General features: G+C 37.9%; 13 protein-coding genes. All 13 read right to left on the reverse strand.

Features of this window, described 5'->3' with window-relative positions:
• Positions 1-66: 66 nt before the first annotated feature.
• Positions 67-438, reverse strand: coding sequence for a small basic family protein (locus BFM98_RS09250; protein WP_048394651.1), 372 nt, complete (start codon positions 436-438; stop codon positions 67-69).
• Between the two features lie 3 nt (positions 439-441).
• On the reverse strand, positions 442-1161 hold the full coding sequence (locus BFM98_RS09255; RefSeq protein WP_036077135.1) for a DUF881 domain-containing protein: 720 nt from the start codon (positions 1159-1161) through the stop codon (positions 442-444).
• Between the two features lie 123 nt (positions 1162-1284).
• Positions 1285-2013, reverse strand: coding sequence for a DUF881 domain-containing protein (locus BFM98_RS09260; protein ID WP_048394654.1), 729 nt, complete (start codon positions 2011-2013; stop codon positions 1285-1287).
• A complete protein-coding gene (locus BFM98_RS09265; protein WP_048394656.1) occupies positions 1991-2824 on the reverse strand; it encodes a cell division protein FtsQ/DivIB in 834 nt (277 codons plus the stop codon). Before BFM98_RS09265 ends, BFM98_RS09260 begins: the two co-directional genes overlap by 23 nt.
• A 21-nt stretch (positions 2825-2845) precedes the next feature.
• Positions 2846-3925 (reverse strand): putative lipid II flippase FtsW, encoded by a 1080-nt coding sequence (ftsW, locus tag BFM98_RS09270; RefSeq protein ID WP_048394659.1) that lies wholly within the window; start codon positions 3923-3925, stop codon positions 2846-2848.
• 40 nt (positions 3926-3965) lie between these two features.
• Positions 3966-5315, reverse strand: coding sequence for a UDP-N-acetylmuramoyl-L-alanine--D-glutamate ligase (gene murD / locus BFM98_RS09275; protein WP_066037190.1), 1350 nt, complete (start codon positions 5313-5315; stop codon positions 3966-3968).
• On the reverse strand, positions 5315-6286 hold the full coding sequence (gene mraY, locus BFM98_RS09280; protein WP_048394663.1) for a phospho-N-acetylmuramoyl-pentapeptide-transferase: 972 nt from the start codon (positions 6284-6286) through the stop codon (positions 5315-5317). Before mraY ends, murD begins: the two co-directional genes overlap by 1 nt.
• 125 nt (positions 6287-6411) lie before the next feature.
• A complete protein-coding gene (locus BFM98_RS09285; RefSeq protein WP_048394665.1) occupies positions 6412-8328 on the reverse strand; it encodes a stage V sporulation protein D in 1917 nt (638 codons plus the stop codon).
• Positions 8329-8385: 57 nt separating this feature from the next.
• Positions 8386-10608: a penicillin-binding protein gene (locus BFM98_RS09290; protein WP_066037191.1), complete on the reverse strand. Its 2223-nt coding sequence runs from the start codon at positions 10606-10608 to the stop codon at positions 8386-8388.
• Entirely contained in the window at positions 10605-10976 is a 372-nt protein-coding gene (gene ftsL / locus BFM98_RS09295) for a cell division protein FtsL (protein WP_004224836.1), read from the reverse strand. Before ftsL ends, BFM98_RS09290 begins: the two co-directional genes overlap by 4 nt.
• Entirely contained in the window at positions 10977-11927 is a 951-nt protein-coding gene (gene rsmH, locus BFM98_RS09300) for a 16S rRNA (cytosine(1402)-N(4))-methyltransferase RsmH (RefSeq protein WP_066037192.1), read from the reverse strand.
• Positions 11928-11989: 62 nt separating this feature from the next.
• Positions 11990-12421, reverse strand: a complete 432-nt coding sequence (gene mraZ / locus BFM98_RS09305; RefSeq protein ID WP_048394670.1) for a division/cell wall cluster transcriptional repressor MraZ — start codon at positions 12419-12421, stop codon at positions 11990-11992.
• 254 nt (positions 12422-12675) lie between these two features.
• Positions 12676-14292 carry a bacillithiol biosynthesis cysteine-adding enzyme BshC gene (gene bshC, locus BFM98_RS09310; RefSeq protein WP_066037193.1) on the reverse strand — a complete coding sequence of 539 codons (1617 nt, stop codon included), beginning with the start codon at positions 14290-14292 and terminating at the stop codon, positions 12676-12678.
• Between the last annotated feature and the right edge of the window lie 222 nt (positions 14293-14514).

The following is a 14514-nucleotide window of genomic DNA, read 5'->3' on the forward strand; positions in this document are numbered from 1 at the left end:
GTTTTCATTCTATTGTAAATTTGGCATAATGTCTAAGCAAATCGAGTATTTTGGTCAATTTTTCTCTCATTCTATGGAAGTTTTTTTCCGCTTGTGACGTTTCTCATCTAACCGAGTTAGTAATATACGCCTAATAATTGCTATATTTTGGAATAAACGTACTCCAAAAGCGAAAATCGCTGCTAAATACAAATCTATCCCCAAATTCACTCCTATAAAAGCTAATCCTGCTGCTAGAACTATATTAAAAAAGAATCCTGATACAAAAACTTTATCATCGTAAACTTGCTGTAATTGAGCACGAATACCTCCAAATAATGTATCTAAAGCTGCTAAAACAGCTATTGACAGATAATTTTCATACATAGAGGGGATTTGTATATTTGTTAACAAGCCAAGGGCAAGTCCAAATACCAAACCTAAAAATGGTAGCCACATATATTAATCTCCTTTTTTTACCTCTGCTAAATAATCATTTGTCAACGGCTGATCAAATGCTGGAATTTGTAACTGTTCAATTGGTTCTTCAATTACTAAATTAAAATTGTCTAAATAAAATGAGTCTATAAATGTTGAGGCCTGCAAGGAATTATACATTTTTTGTGCTGCTTTATAATCGCTTGTCCCAACAAATATCTCAAATGAAGGCGAAGACAGTGGTATACTGTTTACTGTTGTCTTACCATTAATATCCCGTATGGCTGTTGTTTGTACTACCCGATTACCATCAATTGAGACATTAGTAGCATTGTTCTTAAAAAGGGTATTCAATAATTGAGTTAACAAATCGGGTGAAATCTCTTTAATTTCATAGCCCATTTCTATCAGTTCAGGTGCAGGTTCAACTCGAAGTACAACACCTGGCCCTATAACTTCTGTTAATCCTGCTTGTAGCTTTAAACGATTTAATGTTTCATTTAAAGCTGCTTGCTGATTTACTTTTTCAGATTGCTCATAGCGATCCACTACTTCATGAAGTGAGCGAATTTCTGCCAGTAGTGCGGAATGTCTTTGTTTTTCTTGTGCTAATTCCTCTCTTATTGCCCAAATATCTCGTGTATCTCGCTCAGCTGGTTTTTGTATGGTATTGTATTGTACCGCTATCATCAAACCGATAATAAATAGCACGATCGTTATTCGGGTGTACATATTTCTTTTCAAAATAGCCCCTCCTAGACGTATCGTATGCCCCTCAGAATACGACTTTGAATTGTATAATTTTCTACAATCGACTATATAACTGAAGGCTAAATTAAACATGAAGTTTAAAGTATAGAACTTGTCCTAACTTTCTATTTTTACTTTTGGCATGGTAAGCTTCTGATTTTCTTCAAGTGACACAACAATATTGTCATTTAATAATTGATCCACCACGCCCCCGTTTAAGTTTAAAGAAGCTATTAATGTATCTGAATCACCAACCGCTTCGATTACAAACGGAGCTGGATGTTGTGTACCATCAATTGTTATTACTGGCCCATTACAGCGAATATAAGAACTCGCTAATACACGTTGTCCATTAATAGCAATAGCTTGCGCGCCTGAAATTTTTAGTTCATTTAACAATTTAAATACATGACTTTCATGGACAATATAGTCATTTGGATTTAAGGATTTTGGATCATAGTCTCCATCTTGAAGGGTTATGCGTATGCCCTTCCCCTCACTCTTTAGTTCACCGAGTAAAAGCCGTAAATCTTCTGCTTGCTCAACAAGCTTCTTGTAGTCCTTTTCGTTTGAAGCAAAGGATTTTTCATACTTCCGAATTTGTTCTTGTAAATGATTTAGTTCTTCCGTAAGTTCTTTATTGCGCTCTTGTTGAGTGATTAGCTCCTCACGATAAGAATCTTCTTGCTCAAAAAGCTCAGAATTAATAGTGCCTGCTTCTCGATTATCTTTCGCCTGGTTGTATGAATAGCCGATGATAAATCCTGTTGTTACACAAACAATTAGTAATTCGAATTGTTTTCTAGTAAAAAAACTACCTTTGCTATTCGTCTTCTTGTTGTTCATCTTCTGTCACTTCCTGGTTAACCATTTCACCATCTGCATTTACTTCCATGTCAATACTAATCTTGTTGTATTCCTCGTTAAAAGGACGATAGTATGAACCGACCTCTAAATCAATCACACCTTTTTCTAAGTTAGCAATTTGTGCGACGATAGAGGGGTAGTAATTTAACTTTTCCGCTAGTGTCTGAATAACAGCACGTACTTCGTAGCCATCATTCATATAAAGCTTGACTGCATTTGGATTTGCTTCATTACTATTTGTGTTAACCTGAGAAATTAAAGCTAATACTTCGGGCTTTAATTGTGCTAGCTGTTCAACAAGCTTATTAATTGTCTTTTCACCAGTTATCCCGATAAAAACAGGTGCATCAATGGGTGTATCATTTCCCGTTTGTTCAAAGCGCTTGCCGTTTTCTAGCAAAGGATAATAAGTCCCATCCCCAGCTAAGTACGCAACTTTTTTCCATTCTTTAATATCAATTGTTACGCCTTGTAACCAGTTACGGTTAACCTGTACTTCTTTTACCCATTTATCCTTTAATAAAATCTGTTCAATATCTTCCACTTTGAAACTCCACATTGATTTTCCTGGCGCAAGAGTACTTGCCTCCAAATAATATTGGTCATTCGCTAGCTTCGCACCATTGACAGTGATTTTATTGATGTTACTGTATGGAGATTGAAAATAAAGGAGTACTGCTAACACAATAAAGAAAAGTAATATTAGCACTATAAATTTCCGGTTTGTACGCTTTTTTCGTCGCTTTTTTAGCGTAGGTATGCGTTCTTCTATATCAATTACTTTCTCCATAAAAGTACTCCTCCTTTATATTTATTTCGCTAATTGATAAATAATACCTATTATTAACCACATTGTTACTAAAGATGTTCCACCATAGCTAATAAAAGGTAATGTGACACCCGTTACTGGCACTAAACCTATTACTACGGCTATATTTAGAAAAGCCTGCACCATAAGCATTGTGACTAGCCCGATAATCGCATAATAGGACGTTCGGTTTTTAGCCTGTACAGCAAATCTATAGCCTGCATAGATCGTTAGTACAAAAAGCACTAAAATAACGAGGCCACCAATCAATCCGACTTCTTCTAAAATAATGGCGTAAATAAAATCATTTTGAGGCTCTGGTAAATACAGAAACTTTTGTCGGCTTTGTCCAAAGCCATGCCCAAAAATCCCTGCTGGACCGATAGCCATTAAAGATTGCACCGCTTGGAACCCACTAACCAAGGGATCAGCCCATGGATCAAGAAATGCTTCTATACGCTTTAGACGATATGGCGCTGTCGCTATGAGACCTACTAATCCAGCGACACCAGCTAGCATAATCATGGCGTATAATTTTAGAGGATAGCCAGCGACAAAAAACAATAAAAACACAGATACAACGAGAATAAATACTGAGCCAAAATCCGGCTGCAACATGATAAGAACAACAGGAAGTAACAGGATAAAACCATGTCGCCAGTTAACAACAGGAGTGCCCGTTTTATGTTGGGCTAATATATGGCTCAAGTACACAATGACGGTAATTTTCGTTAGCTCTGCCGGCTGTATTGTTAATGGACCTACACCAATCCAGCTTTGCGAACCATTTCGCACTAATCCTATACCAGGAATCAGGACGAGAACGAGTAAAATTAACGAAAATATATAGGCCATTTTCCAAAAGGACTGCTCTCTCAAAATATTTAATCGAATCGTGATTAAAAATACGACAATGGCTACCACAAAGTATACGCTTTGCTTCATATAAAACGGCATTTTTCCACTATAATGAACGGCACTCCAATAGGTACCTGCAGAATAGACGAAAATAATGCCGATTATTGATAGCATCAAAGTTGTGACGAGCAATAAGTAGCTTTCTTTACCTCTCAGTAATGCCATCCTTCCAAGTCAAGTATATTCTAAAATAGTTACAGGCTCATTACAGCTTCATTACAGCATCAATAAAAACATCTCCACGTATTTCAAAGCTGTCATATTGATCCCAACTTGCACATGCTGGAGATAGTAAAATAACATCTCCTTCTGCAGACAGCGGTGCTGCATATTGAACAGCGTCTTCTACATTTTGAGCAATGACGGTATGTTGGACACCACACGATTTTGCAAATTCTACAAATCGTAAGCCAGTTTCTCCAAACGCAACAACACCCTTTACATGACTCATACAAGGGCGAAGCTCTTCGAAAGAATGTCCACGATCTAAGCCACCTGCGAGTAAAATAACAGGAGCTTGGAAAGCATCTAAAGCACTCTTTGTCGCTAAGCAATTGGTTGCCTTAGAGTCGTTGTAAATCTTACGACCGTTCCATTCACGTACGAATTGTGTACGGTGTCTAACTCCACCAAATGTCGCTAAAACCTCTTCCATCTTCTCTTTGTCACAGCCAACTAAAATACAGGCTGCCACGGCTGCTAGGATATTTTCTAAATTATGCTTACCAGGCAAGGCAATGTTCGCACGATCCATGTATGGTTCACCTTGCCAATAAATTGTTGTATCATCTGCACTAATTCCATTTGCAGTACGCCCCTTCGAACTGAATGGAATCTTCTGTGCATGAGATTGTGCTGCATATCCAACCACTATCGGTTGGTCGGCATTATAAATAAAATAATCACTGTCATCTTGATTACGAGTTACGCCAAACTTCGCTTCAGCATAGTTATTAAATGTTCCATGATAGTCTAGATGCGCATCATAAAGATTCGTCAAAATAGCAATTTTAGGCTTAAACGTTTTAATCCCCATCAATTGGAAAGAAGACAATTCTGTTACAATGATGTCATCTTGATTAGCTTCTTTTGCGACGCCACAAGCAACTGTCCCAATATTTCCAGCAATTAAAGGATTTTTACTTCCGTTACTTAACATGTCGAATATTAAAGTTGTTGTCGTTGTTTTGCCATTTGAGCCTGTTATACCAATAAATGGTGCATCACTAATTAAAAAAGCTAGCTCAATCTCTGTCCAGACTGGAATCTCTCGACTAAGGGCATCAGCCACAATTCGATTGCTATAAGGTATACCTGGATTTTTTACCACTAACTCAAAGCCTTCATCAAGTAAATCTTCAGGATGGCGACCACAGATAACTGTAATCCCCTTCTGTAAGAGCCCTTGTGCATCTGGACTTTCATCAAATGGTTTTGAATCATTTACTGTTACAAATGCACCAAGCTCATGTAAAATTTCAGCAGCGGCCACACCACTTTTTGCTAGACCTAACACAAGTACTTTTTTATGTTGTAAATCTGTATAGTTTTTCATTAGAACGCCTCCGATAAGACTGCAATTAATGCTACTGCTAAGGCAGTTGACCAGAAGACAAGCACTACTTTCCATTCTGACCAACCCGATAATTCAAAATGATGATGAATAGGGCTCATTTTAAAAATACGCTTTTTTCGAAGCTTAAAGCTACCTACCTGCAAAATAACGGAAAGTGTTTCGATCACAAACACTAAGCCAACTAGTAAAAGCAAGAATTCTTCTTTTACTAAGACAGATACCATAGCTAATGCTCCACCTAATGCTAATGACCCCGTATCCCCCATAAATACCTTTGCAGGATTTGCATTAAATAATAAAAAGCCTAATAAAGCACCTGTTACAGCAAACGAAAATAGTGCAATATCTGCCTGACTTTGGAATAGCGCAATAACACCAAATGCTGCAAAGGCAATGGAGGCAGTACCTGCCACTAGCCCGTCTAGTCCATCTGTCAAATTCACTGCATTGGAGAAGCCTACTAACCAAAAAATTAAAAAGGCTACATAGAATACATCTAGATCAATAGTCCACTCCGTAAATGGAATAGCTAACGTTGTATCAAACGATCCTACATGTAGAAGGAAATACGCAAGAATAGCAATAACAATTTGACCAATCAATTTTTGAAGAGAGGTTAAACCTAAATTTCTTTTAAATACAACCTTTAAACCATCATCTAATAAACCTATTAAGCCGAATCCTGCTAATACTAATAAAAGTACTACGGTCTGTGTCGTTAATAAATCTAAAAAGCTACCTACACCAACAGTTGTTACGAGGATGGATATTAAGAAAATGATTCCCCCCATTGTTGGTGTACCAGCTTTTTTCATATGTGATTTTGGTCCCTCTTCTCGAATACTTTGCCCAAACTTTAGACGACGAAGAAGTGGAATACTAATTGGTGCCAGGATAACTGTTACTATAAAAGCAAGAGCTAAAATGGTAAGTGTTGTTGCGAGTTTCATTGAAAAATCTCCTTTAAATCTTGTTTCACTTTCTTCTTTAAGAAAAAAGCATTAACTTTCATTTTATTATTACTACCCTTCATAATAATAGTGGTTCTTTCCCATTTTTTAAAGGTAAAGTTATTTTAGTTCTCCAAATATAAATGAATGGTACCATCTTGTTTGATAACACTATCCACTTCAGGTAATTGATTACCAATTTTAGTCCCTTCTCCATGCCATTCAATACGGAATGGATAAAACTGCTTGGCAATATCATCCTTTGTTTGACCAATAAAATTCGGTACCTTCACAGTAATTGGGTCACCATAACGATAATCCTTTTCCAGTTGTTCCTTCGATTTTTCAATACCTACAAAAGGCGCAACATCCTCAATAATTTGCCCCACTATAGGCGCTGCTACAACACCACCAAACTGGGTTGTCTTTTTCGGATTGTCAACAGCTACATAGACAACAATTTGCGGATTGTCTGCTGGTGCAAAGCCAATAAAGGATACGATGTATTCTCCACTTTTATAACGGCCATTTTCAACTTTTTGCGCTGTTCCAGTTTTACCACCAATTCGCAGTCCATCTCGAAAGGCTTGTCGACCTGAACCATTCGCTACTACTGATTCCAAAGCACCTCGAACCTTAGCAGAGGTTTCTTCACGAATTACCTGATTTTTAACAACTGGTTGCGTTTCTTGTATGACTTCACCTGTATTTGGATTAAATACCTTTTTCACAACATATGGCGTATAAAGCTTGCCTCCATTTATGGCAGCAGCTACTGCTTGAACTTGTTGAATAGGTGTCACGGCTACCCCTTGCCCAAATGAAGTGGTGGCCTGCTCAACAGGGCCAAAGGCATCCTTAGAAAATAAAATACCCGATGCTTCACCAGCTATATTAGACCCTGTCTTTTTTCCAAAACCAAAGTCTTTAATATATTGTAGTAATCGCTCATTGCCTAGACGCTGACCTAATTCTATAAAGCCTGGGTTACAGGAGTTCTCAACCACCTCTAAAAAGGTTTCATGCCCATGTCCTTCACGTTTCCAACAGCGAAGCTTTGCTCCCGCCACCATCGTATAACCTGGATCATAAAAGGTTTCATGCTCCAAATCCACTAAGTTTTCTTCCAACGCAGCACTAAGGGTAATAATTTTAAAAGTAGAACCGGGCTCATACGTCATCCATACAGGTAAATTTCGATTGTAGATGGCTGGCTCTACTAATTGATATTCCGCTGGGTGGAAAGTAGGATAAGAGGCTAATGCCAAAATTTCGCCAGTGTTTGGATTCATCGCAATAGCTAGTGCTTGGTCAGCTTCATAGCGCTTCATTGCTTGCGATATTTCGCGCTCTACGACTTGCTGTACATCAACGTCAATTGTTAGCTCGATCGTAGCACCATCTTCTCCTGCTTTCCAAGCACTTGAAACATTAGGTAAATTATTACCTTTTGCATCTGTAAAGAGACGGATAGCAGAAGAATTAGCCTGCAGAAATTTATCATATTCATATTCAATCCCAGCTAATCCTTGGGCATCATACCCCGTAAAACCTAAAAATCGAGATAATAGCGTGCCATAAGGATAATCCCTAGAATAATCAACACCACTATACAATCCTTCAATTTGCATGCCTTGTAATTCTACTGCTTTTTCATAAGGTATATTTTTGCCTTCAGGTGCTAGTTTCACTAAGTACGCTTTTTTTTGCATTTTCTCTAATAGCTTCGCTTTATCCACTTCTAGAACCTGGGCAATTTTTTCAGCAGCTCCTTCAATATCATCACTTTGTGAAGGCATGAAATATAAAGTAGGCGCTAGCTTATTAGTTACAATACTCTCTCCATCTCGATCTGTTATATGCCCTCGTTCATTCGCAAATGGAATTTCCCTGTCCCAGTTCTCCTCTGCCTTAGTAGTCAATTCTTTTTGATCTAACACTTGCAAAAAGAACAACCTAACAACAATTGCCACTGCTACACACATAAATAACACATATAAAATACGTAAACGCTTTTTAGAATGGATAGAAATCCACTTCATTCGACATCACACCTTGTTTTTTACAACGTATGAAATAAAGTGGACTTCTATTCAGTATTATTCATCCTCTACTTCTTCAACTTCACCCTCAGAGGCAGCTTCAACGTCTTGTACAAAGCTTTCAGCAGGTGTTTTGAGCTTAACAACAATCGGGGAACTATCAGTGATGACGGTTCCAGCTGAAACGCTTTGACTTGCTACAAAACCTTCGCCGAATATTTCCATCTCTAGTCCAGTCATAGATTTGAAGACTAGTAAATTACGTAATGACCAATTCGTAAAGTCTGGCAATGTTACCTCGCCATCTGTCTTTAAAAATACAAAACTACCTTTTACCAGCTTTTGAGTGTTCGATGGATATTGTTCAATAATTTTACCACCACTACCAACAACAATTGGTTGTAAACCATCATTGGCTAATTCTACTTCAACCGCTTCAGCACTTTGACCTGTAAAGTCCTGAATGCTGACTTTATTGACATGTTGAACATCGTCTGGGTTGATATTAAGGTGCTTTAAGCTATTTAACATAACTGGATTAAAGACTTTCGATACTGGTACAGATCCAAGCTCATTGTTCAGCTTAGGTTTTTTCACTGAGACATATACAATTAGCTGTGGATCATCTACAGGAGCCAAGCCTAAAAATGAATAAAGGTATTGGTTTGAAAGATATCCACCACTAGCTTTCGGAATTTGGGCAGTCCCCGTTTTCCCTGCAACCTCATAATCCTCCAATATAAAATCCTTCGCTGTCCCATGTTTTGATGTTAATGTTGAAGCTAGGATTTCTCGTACTTGTTTCGCTGTATCAGCTTTAATCGGCTGTCCTTTTTCAACAGGCTCATGATTTTGAATAATTTTCCCTGTAGAAGAATCAACAATACGGTCGATAACATACGGTTGCATCATCTTGCCATCATTCGCAATAGCAGTCATCGCTTGGATTAACTGAATAGGTGTTACTGTTGAACCTTGGCCGTAAGTTGTTGTTACTCGTTGAATAGGGTACTTCGATAAAATAGTACCCGCTGCTTCATTCGGTAAATCAATTCCCGTTTTGTGCCCAAAACCAAAGCGGTCTAGATAATCAATAAATACGTCATCGCCAATCTTAGTTAATAAATGGGCCATACCAGTATTGGCAGAGCGTTGAAAACCTTCTAAATAAGTGATTGGACCCCAACCATATCTATTGTGATCTCGAATCGTACGGTCAAATACTGTATATGAACCTGACATAAACCAATCATTCGGTGTCCATTTTCCCGTATCGATAGCTGAAGCAAGCGTGAAAGTTTTCATCGTCGAGCCAGGCTCAATTGTTTCCTCAATCACCTCATTCAGCCACTTCATATTTTGACTTTCACGTGTTTCTGGGTTAAATGTAGGACGCTGTGACATTGCTAAAATCTTTCCAGTCTTCGGATCTGCTACTACCGCGGTCATCGACTCAGGATTATATTCCTGTTCAACCTTTGTCATTGCTTCCTCTAAGAAGCTTTGGATTGTTTTATCAAGTGTTAAATAAATGTCGTCCCCATTTTTTGCAGGTGTAATCATTTTCTCACTGTTTGGAAGCAAATAGCGGAAAGCATCTGTCTCATATTCCACCTTGCCATTAACGCCTGTTAATTCTTTATCATACGTATATTCTAGACCCATTTCTCCCTTGGTTGTAACCGTGCCATCTTCATTATCTTTTTTGAGAGCATAGCCAATTAAATGAGAGGCAAATACACCATTTGGATAATACCGTTTTAAGTCACTCACAAAGAGAATTCCTGGTAATTTTTCTTCCTTTATTTTACTCATGACCTCGTGACTAATGCCACGGCCTGCGCTACCAAACTCAACTTGATATAAAGGTTCACCATCACTTCTATATCGATTGTTCAATTTTTTAACAATCTCGTCTTCCTTTTCCTTCATCGCTGGAATATATTTCGCTAGTACTTTTGCCGTTTTCTCCGAATCCACTACATGTCGAGGATTCTTTGGATCTGTTGTAGCCTTTTCGCTTACAATGGCAATCATTCGATAACTCAATGTATCCTCTGCAATTACTTGTCCATTTTGATCATAAATCTTCCCACGATTAGCTGTAATTACACTTTCCTTACCATACTTAGCTGCTGCTCTCGCTGCAAGCTCTTGTCCTTCCACTTCACCTGTAGCCTGTAATGTCACCATTCTTGTGAATAATAGAAAAAAGAGCCCTCCATAAAAAATTAATAATAGAAAGGCTCCCCATTGGAATCGAAATCTCTTTTTTTTCATTCTCCCGGCACTACCTTTACATTTTTCTCATTTTGAGTTAAACCGAGTTCTTTGGCTTTTTTCCATATGTTTTCGTATGTAGAAAGTTCACTTACACGAACCGTTAAGTCAACATTCTGTTTCGCAATCTCTTCTGCTTCTGATTCGATTTTTTGAATGTCTATACTTGTTGTTTGAATCGCTGCTTGTTTATTTAATACAAGAATTCCTAGTACAGCAATAATGCCAATTAAAACAATTAGCATTGTCTTTTCAAACTTCTGGTTCGTTTTTTTACGACGTATGATAGTGGGTTGTGGACTAGGTGGTGTTATCGGTTGTTGCACTTGTTGATGTTGGTGCTGTTGCCTTACACGAACTGCTGCCATTTACTCACGCCCTTTGTCGTTAATTTTCTCCACCACTCTAAGCTTCGCTGAACGCGCACGATTATTAACTGCCAATTCTTCATCAGAAGGAATAATTGGCTTTCGTGTAATAAGCTTTAAAGTTGGCTTCATGTCATCAGGAATTACAGGTAAATTTGGCGGTAATTCCGGTAATGATGACGCTTCCTTAAAGATTGTCTTGCATAGGCGGTCCTCCAATGAATGGAACGTAATGACACTAATGCGCCCCCCTACGTTAATCATATCAATCGCATCGACTAATGAATCCTCTGCTGCGCCTAGCTCATCATTAACAGCAATTCTTATTGCTTGGAAAATGCGCTTTGCCGGATGTCCACCTTTTCGGCGTGCCGCTGCTGGAATACCCTCTTTAATTAATTCTACAAGTTGACCAGTTGTTTCAATCGGTGCTGTTTTTCGAGCCTCTTCAATTTTACGGGCAACTTGTTTAGAAAATTTTTCTTCTCCATAACGGAAAAATATACGAACAAGATCTTCGTATGCCCATTGATTAACAACATCTGATGCTGTCAGTGTTGCAGTTTGATCCATACGCATATCAAGTGGTGCATCGTGGTGATAACTAAAGCCTCTCTCAGGTGTATCTAATTGTGGAGAAGATACGCCTAAGTCATATAAAATACCATCAACCTGCTTAATGCCATGAGCTAATAGTTCTTCTTTTAAGTAACGGAAATTCGAATGGATAAATGTAACACGCTCTATATAAGGTGCTAATCGAATTTTCGCATTTTCAATAGCCGTAATATCTTGATCAAAACAAATTAAGCGGCCTTTATCTGATAATTGTTGTACTAGATATTCACTGTGTCCCGCACCACCTAGTGTACAGTCCACATATACACCATCAGGATCTATGTTCAACCCATCAACAGTTTCTTTTAATAACACGGTTGTATGATCGAACATACCACTCGCTCCTCTCAGGCCTTAACCTCATTCAACTATCACGTTGTAATGCCTATTACAAGTTAAAAATCAAAGCCAATCATATTTTCTGCAATTTCATTAAAAGATTGTTCAGACTCACTAAAGTAAGCTTCCCAAGCATCCTTAGCCCAAATCTCGATTCGATTTGAAACACCCAACACCACACATTCTTTTACTAGATGCGCATGCTGCATAAGGGTAGTTGGGATGTTGATACGCCCCTGCTTGTCTATCTCTACCTCTGTTGCTCCAGAAAAGAAAAACCTCGCAAATGCTCGTGTATCTTTTTTGGTCATTGGTAAACCTTTTAATTTCTCTTCGAGTTTTCGCCATTCATTCATAGGATAGCCAAATAGACAGTTATCGAGACCTCTTGTGACAACAAACGTTTCGCCTAAAGCTTCACGAAATTTTGCCGGTACGATTAATCGCCCTTTCGCATCAACGGAGTGTTGATATTCTCCCATGAACATACTACTCACCCCACTTTATTAAATAATGTACCACATCCCCCCACTTTCCTCCACTTTTTTTAAAAAAAACTTGACATTTTATCACTTAATGTGCAATTAGACCTTTAGGAATTTTTTTGACATGTGCTAAATGATACAAAAAAAGAGCCACCCCTGGTAGGATAGCTCTTTAAATACTATTTATCTCGACATTATTCATCAAATTTACAGGATATCAAATTACTACTTAGGTAAAAAGTATCTGTTTATTAATTTTATAAATAAAGTAAATAGTGGTGTTTACCGATGCTATAATTTTGCTTCAACATTTCAGTAATTAACATAGGTCCAAACTCATTGAAATATTGATACGGATTAAAGGATCTCTCTTGGAAACCATCATTAGGATATAATTCATTTTGCAATGTCATAAATTTACGAATCGTCGTTTCATGCTTACCCAATACAGTTTGTTCAATTTTTTGCTGTAGATAGTCAAATTGCTTCGCATGATTTTCTTGATTTTTCTCAAGAATCTTATCTAATTGCAGATGCTGTTTCTCTAAATAGGAGGCTAGCTCTTCATATTTTTCTACTAACAACTGCTGCATAGCTTGAATTTGACGTTTGGCTTCACTGTCCTGTACATCTGCAATAAAACGTTCTTTCAGGTGTAATGCTTTCCCTTCCCATACGTCAGTAACAGTTAGTTGATGCTCGCGTAATAATTGCTCTACATGACGAGTGACAATAGTTATATGTAGGCGCGGAGCAAAAATCGGCATTTGTAAATCTAACACTGAAAATGCATTTTTCAGTGTCGCCCAATAAGCTAGCTCTCCTGGACCTCCAACAAACGCTAATACTGGCAATGTCATCTCCTGCATCAATGGGCGAGTTACTACGTTATTACTTAAACGTTCAGGATGATTATGCGCCACTTCTAATAGCTCTTCTTGTGTAAATTTAAGGTTTGCCGCTAAATTAACAAACAGATCATTTTTTCTTTCTAAAAGATGTCGCTCCCCATCTTCTACGTAAAATAAATTGGCTGCTTCATATGTTGCTAAAATAGGCTTACCATAGCCAGCACGTTCAAGCTCTTGCTCCTTTTCCGTTACTACTCTAGCAATTTCTTCATTGGATTGAATAATTTGAGCAAAATATTTATGTTCAAATTGACGGAATTCAGAGTTAGCGGCATCGATTAATAATAAGCCTTCCTCTTTGAATAATTGATTCATTAGACAGGCAAAGAAATCTGTAAATGTTTCACTATTGTTCAATGCGTCAACTAATTGCTTAATCAGCGTTTCTGTATACTCTGTTTCTCCAATATCACGAATAATTGTATTAATTAATTGCGTCATCGACTCTTTGTTGAGGGCTGTTGCAGAAGCCATCGTTTTACGTCTAGAGCGCTCCCCATAAGCTCTTTTTTTCAGCAATTCCCCATGTACCGTATAGGTGTGATTGATTTCTTCTAAGTCATGATCTTCTCCAGCTATCCAGAAAACAGGAATAACAGGCTGTTGAAGCTTCGTACTTTGCTCTTTCGCTAATGCAATAACTGAAATAGCTTTATGAACGGAGTAAAGAGGGCCTGTTAAGATACCTGCTTGTTGTCCACCAACTATTACCATAGCTCCTTGCTCTAGTTGTTCTAAATGTTCATTCGCTTTTTTGGATAACCCCAGCGGCTCCATAAATTGACGGATGATTGTTGTTAACTCTTTTTGATCACGGGAATTTCGCGCTAAATGCTCCGCTCTTTTCTCAAAAGCTTGATCATTGTATTCATACTCAAAAAATTGATGAATGGCAGTATTTGGCGACCAGTAATCTGCTAGTACATGATTTTTTATAGGTACTTGGATTGACTCCAGTTTCATTTAACATAAACTCCTCTACTCACTAAATCATTTCCTTACTCATAACAAGAAATTGAATTTCATTCATACTATGCACATGAGGCTTTCAATGTTGCCTTGACATTCAAATTGCTCAAAAAAATCCGCGGCATCTATTAGCGGCTTTTATGCAACAATGTTGCAGCAGACATTTCGATTTAAAAGCCATCATTCTCCCTCGAGAAGGATTTTCTATACCTAACT

The sequence above is a fragment of the Lysinibacillus sp. AR18-8 genome, from assembly GCF_001705465.1.
Classification (GTDB): domain Bacteria; phylum Bacillota; class Bacilli; order Bacillales_A; family Planococcaceae; genus Lysinibacillus; species Lysinibacillus capsici.